This is a genomic window from Sphingomonas aliaeris, from assembly GCF_016743815.1.
Lineage (GTDB): Bacteria > Pseudomonadota > Alphaproteobacteria > Sphingomonadales > Sphingomonadaceae > Sphingomonas > Sphingomonas aliaeris.
The window spans coordinates 3,568,705-3,585,294 of the sequence record NZ_CP061035.1; the positions used below are offsets into that span (position 1 = coordinate 3,568,705).

Here is a 16,590-nt window from a genome sequence, read left to right on the forward strand (position 1 = left end):
TGGTGATCCATTTCCAACGTCGTGATTATGGATTCCCGCCTGCGCGGGAATGACGGAACTGGCCGGGGACGACCACTCCCCGCCTCAGAAGAACAATTTCCTCACCGTCACCCGCACCGTGCGGCCGAGCGGATCCAGATAATCCGGCTGGAAGCCGACCGGGGTCGCGCCCGCTGAGTCGGTGACGCGCTGACGCGTGTTGAACAGATTGTCGACGCCGACGCTGATCCGCATGCCGCGCACCCAGGGGTGCTTCTTTACCAGATCCAGCCGCTGGCCGAGATCGGCGAACAGGCGCAAATTGGCGGTGGCGAGGCCGCCGAAATTGAGCACTTCCGGTGACGTCGGCGTGCCGCCGTTGACGGTCGTGCCGCTCTGCCAGTTGCCGGACAGGCGCGCGCCGATGCCGTTGTTGGAATAGCCGGCCTGCACCTCGACCTGATGGCGCGATTGCCCGCCATTTCCGCCGATCGCATCGCCGTTCAGCAGATCGAGCCGGGGTCCGCCATTCGCGACGGTAACGCGGTTGGTGAAATTGTACGTGTGGTAGACCGCGAAGTTGAGGCGTCCCCCGCCCTGCCCGCCGCCGCCGCCGAAGCGACCGCCACCGCCGGGCCGGCCTTCGCCGCCGCCACGTCCTTCGCCCGCCGCACGTCCTTCGCCCGCGGGCCGACCCTCACCGCCAGCACCGGCTGCGGGTGCGCCCTCGCCGCCCGGGCGACGGCCGGGGAAGGTCATGCCGGCGAACGGGTTGGGCCCGGTGCCGGCGCGGAACGCCTCCAATTCCTTCTGGATCTTGGACTTGAGCGGCGTCGAGAAATTGACGCCCCAGCGGAGCAGCGAGTTGCTGCTTTCGGCATAGTTGATCGGGCGCGCATCGACCTGCAGCAGATTGCCGGCGGCATCGCGCAGGAAACGCTGCGGGAATGCCGCCTCGATCGCCGCGGTCGGCGTGGGGAAGGACGCGATCGGATTGTCGGTGCGGTTCTTGACGAAGCTGGAGGTGAAGGAAATGTCCTTCTTGCTCCACGGCTTCACCGTCAGGCCCAGGCGCATGACGTGCTTGTTGCTGGCGATCAGGTTGGGATTGCCGCCGGTCAGCTGGGTCACGGTCGCAGTGGTGCCGGCGATATAGTCGAACACGCGCGCATTGGCGGTCGCGATCGTCGGGTTGCCGAGCTGCTGCGCGCTGGGCGCCTCGTCCTGATCGGTGACGGTCAGGATGAAACGCACCGCATCGACCGGCGCCCAGTTCGCGCCATAGCCGATCGTGGTCAGCGTGCCGAAGTCCGACAGGTGATCCGCGGCGATGTTGAAGTTCGCCGACAACTGGCCAAGGAACGGCAGCACGTCCTTGCCGCGGCTGGCGATCGGCAGGTCGATATTCGCCTGGCCGTTGACGATGTCGCGCGAGACGCTGCCGCGCTGCGTGACGCCGAGACGCAGCGAATCGCTGTCGAAATCGCTGGTCGATGCGCCGACGCGGAAGCTGGTCGAGACCTTGCCGGCCGGGAGCGAGAAGAGCGTGCCGTTGACCAGCATGTCCGCGCCCGCGACGTTCGACGTGGAGCGTGCGCGGTTGGTGGAGACGAAATCGCCCGCGTTCAGCACGCCGCGCGGATCGGCGGCGGGATCGTTCGCATTGATCCGCGCCTGGAAGGCGGAGGCGTCGGTGACGTCGGTATAGGTCTTGGATCGCACCCGATCGTAATTGCCGGTCAGCGACCAGCGCCACGTGCCGACATCGCCGTTCAGCGTCGTGCCGAGATGCGTGGTGAGCGACGTCTTCCGCTGCAATAACGGGTTCAGCCCCAGCGTGCGCACGACCGTCCCCGCGCTGCCGCCGGTGGCGAACGGACTGCCCGCGGGCACGCCGAGCGACAGGCCGGGCAGACCGTTCAGCCCGTTGCCGTCGTTCGTATCGAGGCTGGCATTGAGCGTCGCGCCGATATTCCCGAAGATGTTGCGCGCGTGGCTCGCGTTCGCGCTGAACGCCCGCGACGAGCCGAGCAGGGTTCGGAACGGGCGCTGGTCGACCGGATCGATGCTGGTCGTGGCGAGCGGGGTGATGTTGCGCTCGTCCTCGGTCAGCGCGCTGCTGCGCGTATATTCGAGATGCGCGTTGGTGCGCTTGTCCTGCGCGATGCGGAGCAGGTCGATCTCGCCGTTCGGGGTATTGCGTCCGCCCTCGGTCGCGATCCGGTCGGTCAGTTCGATGGTCGCGGCGCGGAAGCGGCGGCGCAGGACAAAGTTCACCACCTTCTGGTCGGCACGATAGCCGTATTTCAGCGCGACTTCCTCGGGTAGGATCTCGACACGCTGGATCGCTTCGGTCGGCAGGTCGCGGATTTCCTGGAAGCCCGAGATGCGGCGGCCGTTCAACAGCACGACCGGTGCGCCGCCGCGACCGGAAGTGGTTTGCGGCGCGAGTTCGCTGAGCAGTTCGGACACCGATCCGACGCCGTAGGAGCGGATGTCGGCGGGGCTCAATTGCTGTTCGGGCGGAATATCCCCGATCACCGATCCGCGCGGACGCTGCCCGGTAACGACGATCTCGCCTTCGTCGGCTTCCGCATCCGATGCAGGTTCCGGCGTCTGCGCAGCGAAGGTCGACGGAGTTTGGGCGGCAGTCTGGGGGGCGGGGGTGGTTTGCGCCGCGACGATCGTCGGCATCCCGCCCAGCACCGCAAGCAAACCCAGATTCGAAACGCGCATTACATTCTCCGACACCGTGATGGGGCAGCGAGTAGCGGCCAATTGTCGCAAGAATGTGCCGGTCGCGCTGAATATCCGCTGACACCGGACGAATATGGTGTGCAGATGCAAAAACCCCGGCGGCCTGTCGGCCACCGGGGTTCTCGCTTGCCCTTCGCATCGGGTGGGAAGGAAGGGCCCGGTCGGCCACCAGCACCCATAGGGGGGCGGTGCCGGGGCCGCTTCCGATCCTTAACGCAGGAGCGAGAGCACGCTCTGCTGCGACTGGTTCGCCTGGGCGAGCATCGCGGTCGATGCCTGGCTCAGGATCTGTGCCTTTGCGAGGTTGGTCGTTTCGGCCGAGAAATCGGCGTCTTCGATACGGCTGCGCGCGTCGGTCAGGTTGGTAACGTTGGACGTCAGGTTGTTGACCACCGACTGCAGGCGGTTCTGCGACGCACCCAGCGAAGCGCGGTTGGTGTTGACCGTCTTCAGCGCAGCGTCGACCGTCGCCAGGGCCGCGTTAGCGCCATCGGCATCTGAGATATCGATGTCGGCTACACCGTCGAGGGTAACAACGGCCAGCGATAGATCGACCGTCTCGTCAGCATTTGCGCCGACCTGAATCTTGACCACGCCGCTAGCGCCGGCGTCACCAGTAAACAATTCAACATTGTTGAACTTGGAGTTCTCGAGAATATCCGTGATCTGGCTGGTGAGTTCGCCGACTTCGGTCTGAAGGTTCTCGCGGTCTTCGTCCGCATAGGTGCCCGATGCCGACTGGACCGACAGTTCGCGGATTCGCTGCAGCATGTTGGTGACTTCGCTCAGGCCGCCTTCTGCCGTCTGCGCCATCGACATGCCGTCGTTCGCATTACGGATCGCCTGGTTCATGCCCTTGACCTGCGAGGTCATCGACGAGGCGATGGCGAGACCGGCGGCATCGTCCTTGGCCGAGTTGATGCGCTTGCCGGTCGACAGGCGCTCGATGCTCTGCTGAAGGCTGATGTTCGCGGAATTCGACGCATTCGATGCGCGCAGCGAACCGATATTGGTTCCGATTACAGTCATGTCAAAGTCTCCGTATGTGACTTGACGATCCTCGCCGCCCCCTAGCGGATGGCTGAGCCGTCAGCAGAGATAACGACCGCTATCGCCGGACTTTAAGTACCCCCGCGAAAATCTTTTGGCGCAAGGGCGACCGGGGCAGGTCCGGCCCCTCACGCGCGCATACGCGTAGGGCGACGCACGCACCGGCGGGCCGCGCGCCCGGAAATATTTTGCCGCCCGGCAATGTACTTAACGCGCTGTTTACCAACTCCCCCGCATTACCCCCTGACATCAAGGGGATTTCTCATGCGTCCGCCGCTCACCAACACGATCCGGTCCATCGTTCCATCCGCAGCGATCCTGCGGCAGAGATATGCGCTGGTCTCGGGCCTGCGCGCTCAGGGGTTCGCGGTGCGGTCGTTCGAGGACGGCAAGCCGCAGCCGGGCGAACTGTTCCTGATCGCGGATGGCGAGACGCCCCCCGCCCCCGCCCGTACGGTGATCGTCGGCGAGGATGGCGATTACGTCCAGCCGTCGCGCGACGGCAGCCCGGCGCGCATCGCCTTCTCGCCCGCCAACGCCGCGGTCGGCAACGGCTTCGTCCGCGCGCTGGTCGCCGGGGCCGATGCACCGACCGCCGCCGATCCCGAAAGCCTGGCGCTGTACGCGCTGGCCGAACGCGTCGCGGGTGCCGACATCACCGTCTTGATCAACGGCCCGACCGGCACCGGCAAGGAAGTGCTGGCCAAGCATATCCACCTGTCGTCCGAACGCCGCGACGGCCCGTTCATTGCGATCAATTGCGCGGCCTTGCCGGAAACCATGCTGGAGGCGTTGCTGTTCGGGCATCAGAAGGGTGCGTTCACCGGCGCATCGTCCGGCGGCGAAGGTTTCTTCCGCGCGGCGAACGGCGGCACGTTGCTGCTCGACGAGATCGCCGAGATGCCGATCCAGTTGCAGGCCAAATTGCTGCGCGCGTTGCAGGAGCGTGAGGTCGTTCCGATCGGTGCGTCGACGCCGGAGAAGATCGACGTCCGCGTCATCGCCTGCGCCAACCGCGATCTCCAGACCGAAGTCGCCGAAGGCCGCTTCCGCGCCGATCTGTATTACCGCCTGTCCGTTTTCCCGCTGAGCACGCGCCCGCTGAACGAGCGTCGTCAGGATATCCCCGCGCTCGCCGCGACGATGATCCTGCGCCACGCGGGCAGCCGCAGCATCGTGCCGTGGCCGGAAACCGCGGCGATCGACGCGCTGGTCGGCCACGACTGGCCCGGCAACGTCCGCGAGCTGGAAAACGTGATCCAGCGCGCGTTGTTGCTGTGTGGCGGCGACACGATCCGGGCGGACCATATCGTGTTCGACCGGCCCGCAGCATCGGTGCAGCAAAATGCAGCAAACGATCAACCGGGACAGCCCGCGACGCTGGGCAACATCGTGCAGATGCATGAATTCCAGGCGATCCGCGAGACGCTGGCCGCGTGCGGCGGCAGCCGGATCGAGACGGCGAAGCGGCTTGGTATCTCGGAACGCACGTTGCGCTACCGGCTCGCCAAGGCGCGCGAACAGGGTGAGGCGATCACGCCCGCCGCCAATCAGGCAGCGTGGGGCGTTAGCGCCGCCAATCAGGCGGCCGGGGCATGAGCGTCGGTGGCGTAGGCGCCCCGATGGGGGTGGACCGGGTGATGGCGCTGCGTGCGCAGATCCTGGAACGCAATCAGGCGCTCGCGCGTGCGAATTCCGCCGCAGGGGCGCCCGCACCCGCGACGGAAGCGAAGCCGACCAGCTTCACCTCCGCAATGGAAGACGCGCTGAAAAGCGTGAACGAGGGCCAGCAAAAGGCCAGCGACCTGTCCGCTTCCTATGAACGCGGCGAAACGGTCGACATCGCCAAGGTGATGCTGGCGCGCCAGCAGGCGAGCGTCGGCTTCGAGGCGACCTTGCAGGTCCGCAACAAACTCCTGTCCGCCTACAAGGACATCATGAGCATGCCGGTGTAATATGAGCAACGCACTCATCCCCAACGGCGCCGTTCCCGAACGGTTCGCCAATCCGCTGCACCAGATTTCCGGTTTCATGGGCCAGCCCGCGGTGCGCCGCAGCCTGCCGATGATCCTGATGCTGGGGCTGATCGGTGCCGCCATCCTCGCCTGGATGACGCTGGCCGCCGCACCGCAGAAGATCCTGTTCGCGCAGCTTGCCGATGCCGACAAGGCATCCGTCACGCAGGCGCTGGAACAGGCGAACATCGCATCGAAGATCGACGATGCCGGCGCGCTGACCGTCGATGAAGACGATTATGCGCGTGCGAAGATGCTGCTGGCGGGCCAAGGCCTGCCCAAGGCGACGCCGGGCGGCTATGCGATCCTCGACCAACTGCCGATGGGCGTGTCGCGCGCGGTGGAAGGCGAACGCCTGCGTCAGGCGCGCGAGACCGAACTGGCGCGATCGATCGAGGAAATCGATTCGGTCGCCGAGGCGCGCGTGCATCTCGCGACCCCCGAAGCCTCCGTGTTCGTGCGCGACAATGCCGCGCCGTCCGCGTCCGTCATCCTGAAATTGCAGGCCGGCCGATCGCTGAGCGAGGCGCAGGTCAATTCGGTGATCAATCTGGTGGCATCGTCCGTGCCGGGCATGAAGGCGGATTCGGTGACGATCGTCGACCAGATGGGTGGATTGCTGACCAAGTCGTCGTCCGGCGATGGCGGCCTCGGCGCGGCCGGCGACGAGCGGATCGCGTTCCAGCGCCGGATCGAGGACAAATATCGCGCGCAGGTGGTGCAGTTGCTGACGCCGTTGGTCGGGGCGGGCAATTTCTCGACCGAAGTGCAAGCCGATGTCGATCTGGACGAGACGCAGGCGACGCGCGAATCCTATGACAAGCAGGGATCGCTGAAGGTCGAGCAGGGCAATTGGACGGGTAACCAGCCGGAGAGTGCCGGGCAGCAGCCGGGCGGTATCCCGGGTGCGCTGTCGAACACGCCGCCGCCGGCCTCGACTTTGGTCGCCCCGAACGGCGCGGCGGCTGCGCCGGCCGCACCGGGCACTGCCCCCGCCAACGCCCCCCGCCGACGATGAAGCAGAGCGACCAGTTCGCCCGCGCCTATGATCTCGGCAAGGAAGTGTCCGTCACGCGCGCCGCGCCGGGCGGGGTCAAGCGCCTGTCGGTCGCGGTATTGCTGCGCGATGTCGAGGGCAGCAAGCCGCGCAGCCCGGTGGAGATCCAGCAGATCACGCAATTGGTGCAGACCGCGGTCGGCTATGCGCAGGCGCGCGGCGATCAGGTGACCGTCATCAGCCGCAAGTTCGCCGGGGCCGCGACGCTGACCGACAAGCCCGCCTGGTACGACAATGCGTGGCTGCCGATCGTCGCACGCAACGTGACCGCGATCGTCATCGCACTGCTGGTGCTGATCATGGGCGTGCGTCCCCTGTCCAAGGCGCTGATGAAGAAGCGCGACGATGCGTCGCGTCCGGCGCTCGGCCGCGACATGAATTCGGCATCCGGCGAGGGCGGCCAATCGAACCACGCGCCGGTCGGGATCGAACAGATCGAAGGCGCGACGAATTACGACGACCGTATCGGCATGGTGCGCGGCTTTACGCGCGACAATCCGGCGCGCGCCGCGCTCGCCGTCCGGGACATGATCAAGTCATGAACGCACCCACGGGAGGCATGGGCCGCAGCTATACCGGCGTCGAGCGCGCCGCGGTGCTGATGATGCTGGTCGGCGAGGAGGAAGCGGCTGCGATCCTGCAGAAGCTGGATCCGGAGGAAGTGCGCCAGCTGGGCAAGGCGATGTTCGCCGTCGCCGATGTCAGCGAACGCGAGGTGGAGGACGTGCTGGACGATTTCGTCGGCAAGGCGCGCGAGCGGACCGGGATCAGTTTCGATCCGCGCCCGCAGATCGAGGCGGTGATGACGCGCGCGCTGGGCCAGGAAAAGGCCGACAGCGTGCTCGCACGGATCGTGCCGGCGGAGGATGCGTGCCAGATCGACCTGCTCGACTGGCTCGATGCGCCGGAGATCGCCAGCATGATCGAGAAGGAGCATCCGCAGATCTCCGCCGTGCTGATCGCCAATCTGGATCCGGCGGTGGCGGCGCAGGTGCTGGAACTGCTGCCCGACGGCGTGCAGCCCGACATCCTGCACCGCATCGCCAAGCTGGGGCCGATCACGCCCGAGGCGATCGAGACGCTGACCGCGATGCTCGCCAGCCGGTCGAGCAAGCCGCAGGCGTCGGCGGGGCTGACGATGGGGGGCACGCGCGATGCGGCGAAGATCCTGTCGAGCGCGCGCAAGGCGACCGAGCAGCGCGTGATGCCGAAGCTGTTCAAGATCGACCGCGAAGTTGCCAAGGCGATCGAGGAGGCGATGTTCGTGTTCGACAATCTGCTGGAGCTGGACGACAAGAATCTCGGCACGCTGATCCGCAACATCGACGGCGAGATCCTGACGCGCGCGCTGAAGGGCGTGGACCAAAGCATCCGCGACCGCTTCCTCGGCTGCATGTCGAGCCGCGCGGCGGACGGCATTCGCGACGAGATGGAAGCACGCGGGCCGATGAAGCTGACCGAAGTGCTCGACGCGCAGAAGGTGATCATCCAGATCGCGCGCAACCTGGCGAAGGACGGCACGATCCAGATGGGCGGAGGGGAAGACGATTATGTCTGATATGTCGCCGCGACTACACGCGACCTTCCAGGCCGGATTTTCCGCGCGGCACGATGCCGCCGCGCATGTGCTGCATCAGGCGTTCGACCGGCCGGGCGAAGGCTTCGCCGCCTACGACCTGCGCGAGCGGGCGGCGCAATCCGGGCCGGTGGGCTTTTCGCCGCACAACCCGAGCCCGAAGCATTTCGCGCCGGAAAACCCCGGCACCAACCCGACCGAGGGGTGGAACCCGTTCGACGCGAACGCGACGGCCGAGGCACCGCATTTCGTCGATCCCGTCGCGACCGCGCATGCCGCTGGCTATGCCGAGGGGATCGCCGCCGCGCTCGCCGAAACCGCGGAAGCGGGCGAACGCGATCGTGCGCTGCTGACCCGGTTGGGCGAGGCGTTGCGCAGCGAGGACCGGCTGGACCGCGACCGGATGGCACAGCATCTGCGCCAGACGGTGCTGTTCCTTGTGTCGAAACTGGTCGGCGAGATCGGGGTCGCACCCGACATGCTGGCGGGCCGGATCGACGCCGCGTCCGACATGCTTGCCGACGCCGCCGAATCCGCGATGCTGCGCGTCCATCCGGACGATGTCGCGCTGCTGGAGGGCAAGTTGCCGCGCAGCATCTTCGCGGTCGGCGACGCTGCGATCGCGCGGGGCAGTTTCGTGCTGGAATCCGCATCGACGATCGTCGAGGACGGGCCGGAATTGTGGCTGGAACAGCTTGCCGCCGCGATCGACCGCGTCGCCGTGCCGTCCGTCTGAAGCGGCCCGGATGTTGAACCGTTTCACCGAGGAATATCTGGAATCCCTGTCCGCATCGGGGTTCGCGCCGAAGCCGAAGGTTTCCGGGCGGCTTGCGTCGTTCGACGGGCTGCTGATGGAGGCGGTCGGGCTGCAATTGCCGGTCGGCACCGTCTGCGAGATCGGCACGCCCGGAACAGGCGTCGAGGCCGAGGTGATCGGTTTCCGCAACGGCCGTACCTTGCTGATGAATCTCGGCGGCCCCGCGCCGCTGCTGCCGCAGGCGCCGGTGCGTCCGGTGGGCGCGCCCGGCGAGGCGGAGGTCGGCGCGGCGATGCTCGGGCGCGTGGTGGACGGCGCGGGCAAGCCGATCGACGGGCTCGGCCCGATCCGCGGTGCGGCGCGCTGGCCGATCGGCGGCAAGCTGCAATCCCCGCTGGACCGCGGGCGCGTGCTGGAGCCGATGGATGTCGGCGTGCGCGCGATCAACGGGCTGCTGACGATCGGACAAGGCCAGCGCATCGGCATCATGGCGGGATCGGGCGTCGGCAAATCGGTGCTGCTGGGCATGATCGTGCGCGCCGCCGAAGCGGACGTGATCGTCATCGGCCTGATCGGCGAACGCAGCCGCGAAGTCGCCGACTTCCTGGAAACCAAGGTCGCCGGCGCGGCGCGCGCGCGATCGGTGATCGTCGCGGTGCCTGCCAACCATTCCCCCGTGCTGCGCATCCGCGGCGCACTCCGCACCCACGCCATAGCCGAGGCGTTCCGCGCCGAGGGCAAGAAGGTGCTGCTGATCATGGATTCGTTGACCCGCGTCGCGCATGCCGGACGCGAGATCGGTCTCGCGCTGGGCGAACCGGCGTCCGCGCGCGGCTATCCGCCGTCGGCCATCGCGATGCTGCCCAATCTGATCGAGCGCGCCGGCACCGACGTGCATAGCGGCGGATCGATCACCGCGATCTACACCGTGCTGGCGGATGGCGACGACGGCAACGATCCGGTGGTCGATTCCGCGCGATCGATCCTGGACGGGCATATCGTGCTGAGCCGCCAGCTGGCGGAACGCGGCGTCTATCCCGCGATCGACCTTGGCCCGTCCGTGTCGCGCGTGATGACCGATATCGCCGAACGCCCGCACGTCATGGCCGCGCGCGTGCTGCGCCGGCATCTGGCGACCTATGAGGAAAATCGCGATCTGGTGCTGATGGGCGCATACCGGTCGGGCGCGGACCCGGCGATCGATACCGCAATCGCCTGCCACCCGGCGGTGATGGAATATATCAAGCAGGATCCGGACGAAACCGTGACGCTGGCGGATTCGGTCGCCGAGCTGGTCGGCGTGTTCGGCGATGCCTGATGCGAAGAAATTGAACCGCATCCTGAAGGTGCGGACACTGCAACTGGGGCTGGTGCGGGCCGAGGAAGCGCGCGCGAACGAGCGGTTCGCGGGCGAGGTTTCGCTGCGCAACCGGATCGCCTCGCTCGCCGCCGGGATCGCCCCTGCCCCGCAAACCGCCAATGCCGCGTCCCTGGGTGCGGCCGCGCATTTCCGCGACCGGCTGCACCAGTCGGCGCACGCTGCCGAAGGTCGCATGCGCGCGGCCGAACAGGTCGCGATGCGCGCGGCGGAAAAGACGCGCGAAGCCAAGCGCGACCAGTCCGCGATCGAGAAGCTGCTGGACCGCGCGACCGCCGAGGACGCCCTGAAGGAAATGCGCGCGCTGGAGGCCACGCCGCCGACGCGTAAAAATCGGCACGGTCCTTGCTGATAGCCCGGAGGGCGACGTTCGCCCGACCGGGGTTATCGCATGATCGCACTTTCCACATCCGTTTTGCCACCGTCGCTGACCGGCGCGATCCCGCCTGTCGGCACCGCCGGGACCGGCGTCGCCGCATTGGCGACCGGCTTTGCCGTCGATCAGGCAAAAAGTGATTTTTCCGAGACACTTGCAGGACTGACGGTCGCCGCCTCGCCCAGTGCGATGGCGTGGTGCGACGTGATCGTCGGCAAGCCTGCAAAGCCCGGCCGGGCGGGTGCGGCCGAACTGCCGGACCTGCCGGTTCAAGTCCCATCCGTAGCGTCTCCGGACGATGCGGCGTCGGCCCTGCCCGACATGCTTTTGCCGCCCGCCGCGGGGCAGGATGTTGCCGTGGACGGCAAGGACTTGCCTGCGGACATTGCCACCGACGATGCGACCCGGGACATGGCGGCGGACACCATCTGGTTGCCGTCCGCATTGCTGCCGACCAGCCTGCCCGTCGCCCGCACCGCAACGCCGCCGAAATTCGCCGCCGCGCCAGCAACGTCGGTGGAGGCCGCGCCGATCGCATCCGGCGCCGTCGCGGCGGCTCCGCCCGCCACGCCCCGAGCCGTAGGGACCGCCCCGGTGAAGCAGGATCCAGCCGCGCCGGCGATACCGGCCGTCGATCCCGCCGGCCCGGAGAAGCCCGTCGAACCGATCCCGGTCGCGCCCGGCACTCCGGTGGCCGATGGCACCCCGACCCTGCCCGAGGCTGCAACAAAGCCCGGCGCACGCGACGCATCAGTCGCTGTGTCAGCAAACCCGAAGGTCGCGGCACCGGCGGGCGACAGGACGGCGCCGCCAGCCAGCCCCGTGGCGGTTCGGCGCGGGCGCGCGAACCAAGCACCGGCCGCGCCGACCGTACCCGACAAGGCCGTTCGAGCGCAGAAATCGCCCGCCACACCCATGCCCGCAGCGCCGGGCGTCCCGACGATCCAGACCCTTGCCGCACGCCAGACGACCAAGTCCGTTCCGCTGCCCGCTTCGCCCGAGGTCGTCCCCGCACCGGAGGTTCCGGTCGGCACGCTTGATCGGCCGATCGCGGTAGCACCGCCGCTACCCAATTCCGATCCGGCGTCGATCGCGGCCACAACCTCGCCGGTCAGCGCAGGCCCGGTCGAAGCCAGCCCGACCACGACGCCGGATATTCACATTCCGAGCAGCAACCAGCCGCTGCCCATCAAGGCGTCGCCGGGCGCGCCGGTCATACGGGTGGACACGACCGGTGCCACGCCTGCGGATCGAGTGGGGAAGACACCAGTCGCGCCAGACATCCCGGTCGTGGCTGAAAGCGCCGCCCCGCCGCCGATCCGCTTCGCCCCCGTGGCAGAGCCGATCGCGCAGCAGATCGTTCGGGACGTTGCGACCAACCTCGATCCGGTACGCATCCCGGTAACAGGCGCGGTATCGAGCCCGGCGGCTCCCATTGGCGCAACGACGGCGCCCGTCGTGACGACACCCGTTCTGACGACACCCGTCGTGACGATACCCGTCGCGACGGAGATCGTCGGCAAGACGGACCTGCCTTCACCCGCGGCCCCTGCCGCCACGACAGCGCAATCGGCCAGCCAGACGCAGGCCCCCGTCTCGATGACGACGACGGCAGCGCCGACCACCGCCCCGACGACGGCGCAGGTCGCGCTGCCGGCGGGACAGGTCTTCGCCGCCGCGATCGCCGCCGTCGTCCAGCAATCCCGCCGCGACGATCGCGAACCGGGCGACCCGCGCGCAGCCGTGGCGATCGGCGCGACGACGTTCGACGCGCTGCACGCCAATGCCGTCGCCGCCACGACGGACGTCCGTCAGGCCGCCTTGGACCTGAAACAGGATGCCGGCCTGCAAGGGATGATCGACCATATCGAGATGCTGCGCGACGGTGCGGACGCGAACGATACGCGCATCCGGCTCGTCCCCGACGCACTCGGCGCGGTCGATGTGTCGGTGCGCAAGGATGGCGACCGCGTCCACGTCCATTTCGCCGCCGAGAATCGCGCCAGCGCGCAATTGTTGAGCGATGCGCAGCCGCGGCTCGCCGACCTGGCCGAAGCGCGCGGCGTGAAGCTGGGCCAGACCAGCGTCGATACCGGCACCGATCCCAACCGCGGCCAGACGCGCCAGCAGCGGGCGGAACCGGCGCAACCGATTCGCCCGGCACGCGCGACCCGCACCGACGGATCGGCCGCGAGCGATTCGCGAATCGCCTGACATTTCAAACATCAACCGAACGAAGGACTGACCGATGAGTGACAAGACCGAAGCCGCACCGAAAAAGAAGGGCGGCATGATGAAGAAGCTGATCATCGGGATCGGCGCGCTGGTCGTGCTGGGCGGCGGCGTGGGCGGTGGCCTGTATGCGACCGGCATGGTCGGCCACGGCAAGGAAAAGGAAGAGGAAGCGGTCGGCCCGAAGCTGGTCCCCAAGAGCGAGCAGAAAAGATTCAGCGCGGCCGGTGGAGAGGGCGGCGAAGGCGGCGAGGCGGGCAAGGCGCCGCCGTCCGGGGCCGGCGGCGACAAATATGCCTCCAATTATTACGCGATGGAGAAGGAGTTCACCTCCAACCTGCAGGATAGCGTGCACTTCATCCAGGTCGGGCTCGCCATCTCGTCCCCCTATGACGACACCGTCATCGACAACATCAAGACCAACGAGATTGCGGTGCGATCCGCGATCCTGCTGGCGCTGAGCGACACCACCGAGGACCAGGTGTTCAGCACCGAGGGGAAGAAGCAATTGCAGGTCCGCCTGGCCAAGGCGATCAATGCGACGTTGAAAGAAAAGGAAGGATTTGGGGGCGTTGGTAACGTCTACTTTACCAATTTTGTTGTTCAGTGAACATCGATGGTTAACGAGGGTTCACACACGGCGAACGAGCGGCGGGAACGGTCCCGTCCGGAGGTGGCGCAAGCCACCCTGGGCGCGGCCAATCTCAATCCGTTCGGCGACCTGCACACGCTGCAGCACCTCTCCGCGCGGCTTGCGCGGGGGTTGCGCGCCGTGTTCGAACCCCTGTTGCGTACCGAATGCCGCAGCTTCGCCGAACCCTTGGTGGTGCAGCGATTCGCCGATTACCGCGCGGAACGGCCCGACGGGCTGACCGCATGGCTGCCGCTGGCCATGACCCAGGGTGCGGGTCAGGCGGGCGGGCAGGCGATGATGGTGCTGGACGGCCGCTTCGTGCTGGGCGTGCTCGACCTGTTCTTCGGCGGCACGGGCGCGACGCCGGGCGAACTGCCGGCCGAATTCACCCCGGCCGCCGAGGCAATGATCGCGCGGATGGGCGCGTTGATCGCCGATCCGCTGAAGACCGCATGGGAACCGCTGGCGCGGATCGATTTCGTGCCGGGTCATGTCGAGGCCAATCCGGCGATGATCCAGGGGCTGGACGGCGACGATGCCGTCATCGTCACGCGCTTCGGCATCGCGGCGGGGACGGCCAAGCCGGTGTTCGTCGACATCGTCTATCCGGTCGCCGCGCTGAAACCCCACACGCCCTCGCTGATCGGCAAGGTGCACGCGAAGACCGCGGCACCCGACCCGGCGTGGCGCAACGGCCTGACCCGTGCGGTGATGGGCGTGAAGTTTCCGGTCCGCTCCGTGCTGGCCGAACCGACGGTGCCGCTGTCGCTGCTGATGAACCTGAAGGCCGGCGACGTCATCCCGATCAGCTTCGGCGCGGAAGTGCCGGTGATGGTCGGCGGCGACCAATTGGGCTTCGGCACGGTCGGCACGTCCAACGGCAAGGCCGCGATCCGGCTCAATTCGATCTCGCATATGGTTGAGGATTTCCAATGAACGACATGACCGGGGGCTTCCCGATCGACGGCCAGATCCCGCAAGGGCTGGCGGCCAATTTCCGGCTGTTGCAGGACGTGGACGTCAAGCTGACGGTCGAGATCGGATCGACGCAGCTGTCGCTGCGCGAGCTGCTCGCGCTGGGCGAATCCAGCGTGATCGAGCTGGATCGCCAGGCCAACGAACTGCTCGACGTGTTCGTCAACGGCACGCTGATCGGGCGCGGCGAAGTGGTGACGGTGGGCGATCGGTTCGGCGTGCGGATGACCGAACTGGTCTCGCCGGAAAAGCGGGCCTGATCGATCATGATGTGGTCCTATATCCTGAAGCTGGTCGTCCTTCTGCCGCTCGTCTGCGGGCTGATGATCGGGTGCCTGTGGGCGTGGCGGAAGCTTGCATCGCGCATGCCGGGCCAGCCCGCCAACCGCATGATGAAGGTGCAGGAGACGATGATGATCTCCCCGGGCCTGCGCATGGCGGTGCTGGAATTCGAAGGCCGCAAGCTGCTCGTCGCGGTCGGTCGCGGCGGGGTGACGCTGATCGACAAGATCGAACCGAAATGAAGACCTCCATCTCCCGTCACGGCCACGGTCCGTCGCTGGTCAAGCTGCCCGGAATCGTCCACACCATCCCGCTCGGCTGGTTCGCCAAGACGCTGCTGGTGATGCTCGGCATCGTCGTCGCGTTGGTCGTCGCGCATCCCGCCTTCGCGCAGGCTGCTCCCGCCATTCCCGCCGCACCCGGCGTGGGCGACGGCATCGACCGCGCGATCAAGGATCTGGGCGCGAATGCCGGCGGCACGGGCGGACAGGCGCCGCTCGCTCTGTCGCTGCAAGTGCTCATCATCATGGGCCTGCTCAGCATCCTGCCGGGCATCCTGCTGATGATGACCAGCTTCACGCGGATCATCATCGTGCTGGCGATCCTGCGCCAGGCGATGGGGCTGCAACAGACGCCGCCGAACCAGGTGCTGATCGGCCTGTCGCTGTTCCTCAGCTTCTTTATCATGTCGCCGGTGATCAGCCAGATCAACACGACCGCGATCCAGCCTTATTCCGAAGGCCGCATGCAGGCGACCGACATGATCAAGACGGCGGGCGTCCCGCTGCACGACTTCATGGTCAAGCAGACGCGGATCAAGGACATCACGATGTTCTCGACCATCGCCAAAACGGGCAAGTTCGCCAGCCCCGCCGCCATCCCTTTTTCCGTACTCCTTCCGTCGTTTGTGACCAGCGAACTCAAAACCGCCTTCCAGATCGGCTTCCTGATCTTCCTACCCTTCATAGTAATAGACCTGGTCGTCGCCACCGTGCTGATGTCGCTGGGCATGATGATGCTGTCGCCGACGATCATATCCCTGCCGTTCAAGCTATTGCTGTTCGTGCTGGTCGACGGCTGGGCGCTGACGATGGGATCGCTTGCCAACAGTTTCGTGAGTTAGGCCGATGGACGCGGAATATTTCCTGACCGTTGCCAACCAGACGATGTGGGTGCTGGCGCTCGCCGCCGCACCGATCCTGATCCCGGCTTTGTTCGCAGGGCTGATCCTGGGCATGGTGCAGGCGGCGACGTCGATCAACGAACAGACATTGTCGTTCGTCCCCAAATTGATCGTCGTCGCGGTGTCGATCCTGGTGTTCGGCAGCCTGATCCTAGGGCTGCTCAGCGACTTCACGATCGGGATCTTCGAACGCATCCCGGAACTGGTCCGGTAGCAGTGTCGCGTCGATCGTCTTCTGTTATCCTGCGTGCGGGAGGGGCCTCCTCTTCTCCCCTCCCGCTTGCGGGAGGGGGCCCTTTTTCTTCTCCCCTCCCGCTTGCGGGAGGGGTCGGGGGAGGG

Annotated in this window: 15 protein-coding genes and 1 pseudogene; 14 read left to right on the forward strand and 2 right to left on the reverse strand. The window is 66.9% G+C overall.

Translation table 11 applies throughout. The features are described from left to right. Window positions 1–84: 84 nt before the first annotated feature. Window positions 85–2,715, reverse strand: a complete 2,631-nt coding sequence (locus H5J25_RS16915) for a TonB-dependent receptor (protein ID WP_202093095.1) — start codon at window positions 2,713–2,715, stop codon at window positions 85–87. A gap of 231 nt (window positions 2,716–2,946) precedes the next feature. After that, complete coding sequence (locus H5J25_RS16920) at window positions 2,947–3,765, reverse strand: flagellin N-terminal helical domain-containing protein (RefSeq protein ID WP_202093096.1); 819 nt, start codon at window positions 3,763–3,765, stop codon at window positions 2,947–2,949. A gap of 309 nt (window positions 3,766–4,074) precedes the next feature. Here H5J25_RS16920 and H5J25_RS16925 point away from each other — a divergent pair, with 309 nt between their 5' ends. The 14 genes and pseudogenes from H5J25_RS16925 to fliQ all read left to right on the forward strand — a co-directional run bounded on the left by H5J25_RS16925 (window position 4,075) and on the right by fliQ (window position 16,465). Further along, window positions 4,075–5,385: a sigma-54 interaction domain-containing protein gene (locus H5J25_RS16925; protein ID WP_202096452.1), complete on the forward strand. Its 1,311-nt coding sequence runs from the start codon at window positions 4,075–4,077 to the stop codon at window positions 5,383–5,385. Beyond that, window positions 5,382–5,741, forward strand: a complete 360-nt coding sequence (fliE, locus tag H5J25_RS16930; RefSeq protein ID WP_202093099.1) for a flagellar hook-basal body complex protein FliE — start codon at window positions 5,382–5,384, stop codon at window positions 5,739–5,741. The genes H5J25_RS16925 and fliE overlap by 4 nt, the downstream gene beginning before the upstream one ends. Window position 5,742: 1 nt before the next feature. Beyond that, window positions 5,743–7,400, forward strand: a pseudogene (gene fliF, locus H5J25_RS16935) (flagellar basal-body MS-ring/collar protein FliF). Next, the gene (gene fliG, locus H5J25_RS16940; RefSeq protein WP_202093101.1) at window positions 7,397–8,416 is read left to right on the forward strand and encodes a flagellar motor switch protein FliG; all 1,020 of its coding nucleotides are present in this window, start codon (window positions 7,397–7,399) and stop codon (window positions 8,414–8,416) included. Before fliF ends, fliG begins: the two are co-directional and overlap by 4 nt. Further along, the gene (locus H5J25_RS16945) at window positions 8,409–9,170 is read left to right on the forward strand and encodes a FliH/SctL family protein (protein ID WP_225883204.1); all 762 of its coding nucleotides are present in this window, start codon (window positions 8,409–8,411) and stop codon (window positions 9,168–9,170) included. Before fliG ends, H5J25_RS16945 begins: the two co-directional genes overlap by 8 nt. A gap of 10 nt (window positions 9,171–9,180) precedes the next feature. Then, window positions 9,181–10,509: a FliI/YscN family ATPase gene (locus H5J25_RS16950; protein ID WP_202093103.1), complete on the forward strand. Its 1,329-nt coding sequence runs from the start codon at window positions 9,181–9,183 to the stop codon at window positions 10,507–10,509. Then, on the forward strand, window positions 10,502–10,921 hold the full coding sequence (locus tag H5J25_RS16955) for a hypothetical protein (protein WP_202093105.1): 420 nt from the start codon (window positions 10,502–10,504) through the stop codon (window positions 10,919–10,921). Before H5J25_RS16950 ends, H5J25_RS16955 begins: the two co-directional genes overlap by 8 nt. Before the next feature lie 39 nt (window positions 10,922–10,960). Next, window positions 10,961–13,159, forward strand: coding sequence for a flagellar hook-length control protein FliK (locus H5J25_RS16960; protein ID WP_202093106.1), 2,199 nt, complete (start codon window positions 10,961–10,963; stop codon window positions 13,157–13,159). Window positions 13,160–13,193: 34 nt separating this feature from the next. Continuing rightward, window positions 13,194–13,787 carry a flagellar basal body-associated FliL family protein gene (locus H5J25_RS16965; RefSeq protein WP_202093108.1) on the forward strand — a complete coding sequence of 198 codons (594 nt, stop codon included), beginning with the start codon at window positions 13,194–13,196 and terminating at the stop codon, window positions 13,785–13,787. Window positions 13,788–13,793: 6 nt separating this feature from the next. Next, window positions 13,794–14,747 carry a flagellar motor switch protein FliM gene (locus H5J25_RS16970; protein WP_202093109.1) on the forward strand — a complete coding sequence of 318 codons (954 nt, stop codon included), beginning with the start codon at window positions 13,794–13,796 and terminating at the stop codon, window positions 14,745–14,747. After that, the gene (gene fliN, locus H5J25_RS16975; protein ID WP_202093111.1) at window positions 14,744–15,046 is read left to right on the forward strand and encodes a flagellar motor switch protein FliN; all 303 of its coding nucleotides are present in this window, start codon (window positions 14,744–14,746) and stop codon (window positions 15,044–15,046) included. The genes H5J25_RS16970 and fliN overlap by 4 nt, the downstream gene beginning before the upstream one ends. A 6-nt stretch (window positions 15,047–15,052) precedes the next feature. Next, window positions 15,053–15,310, forward strand: coding sequence for a flagellar biosynthetic protein FliO (locus H5J25_RS16980; protein ID WP_202093113.1), 258 nt, complete (start codon window positions 15,053–15,055; stop codon window positions 15,308–15,310). 101 nt (window positions 15,311–15,411) lie between these two features. Continuing rightward, window positions 15,412–16,191: a flagellar type III secretion system pore protein FliP gene (fliP, locus tag H5J25_RS16985; RefSeq protein ID WP_404829622.1), complete on the forward strand. Its 780-nt coding sequence runs from the start codon at window positions 15,412–15,414 to the stop codon at window positions 16,189–16,191. Window positions 16,192–16,195: 4 nt separating this feature from the next. Then, window positions 16,196–16,465 (forward strand): flagellar biosynthesis protein FliQ, encoded by a 270-nt coding sequence (gene fliQ, locus H5J25_RS16990; RefSeq protein ID WP_202093121.1) that lies wholly within the window; start codon window positions 16,196–16,198, stop codon window positions 16,463–16,465. Window positions 16,466–16,590 lie beyond the last annotated feature (125 nt).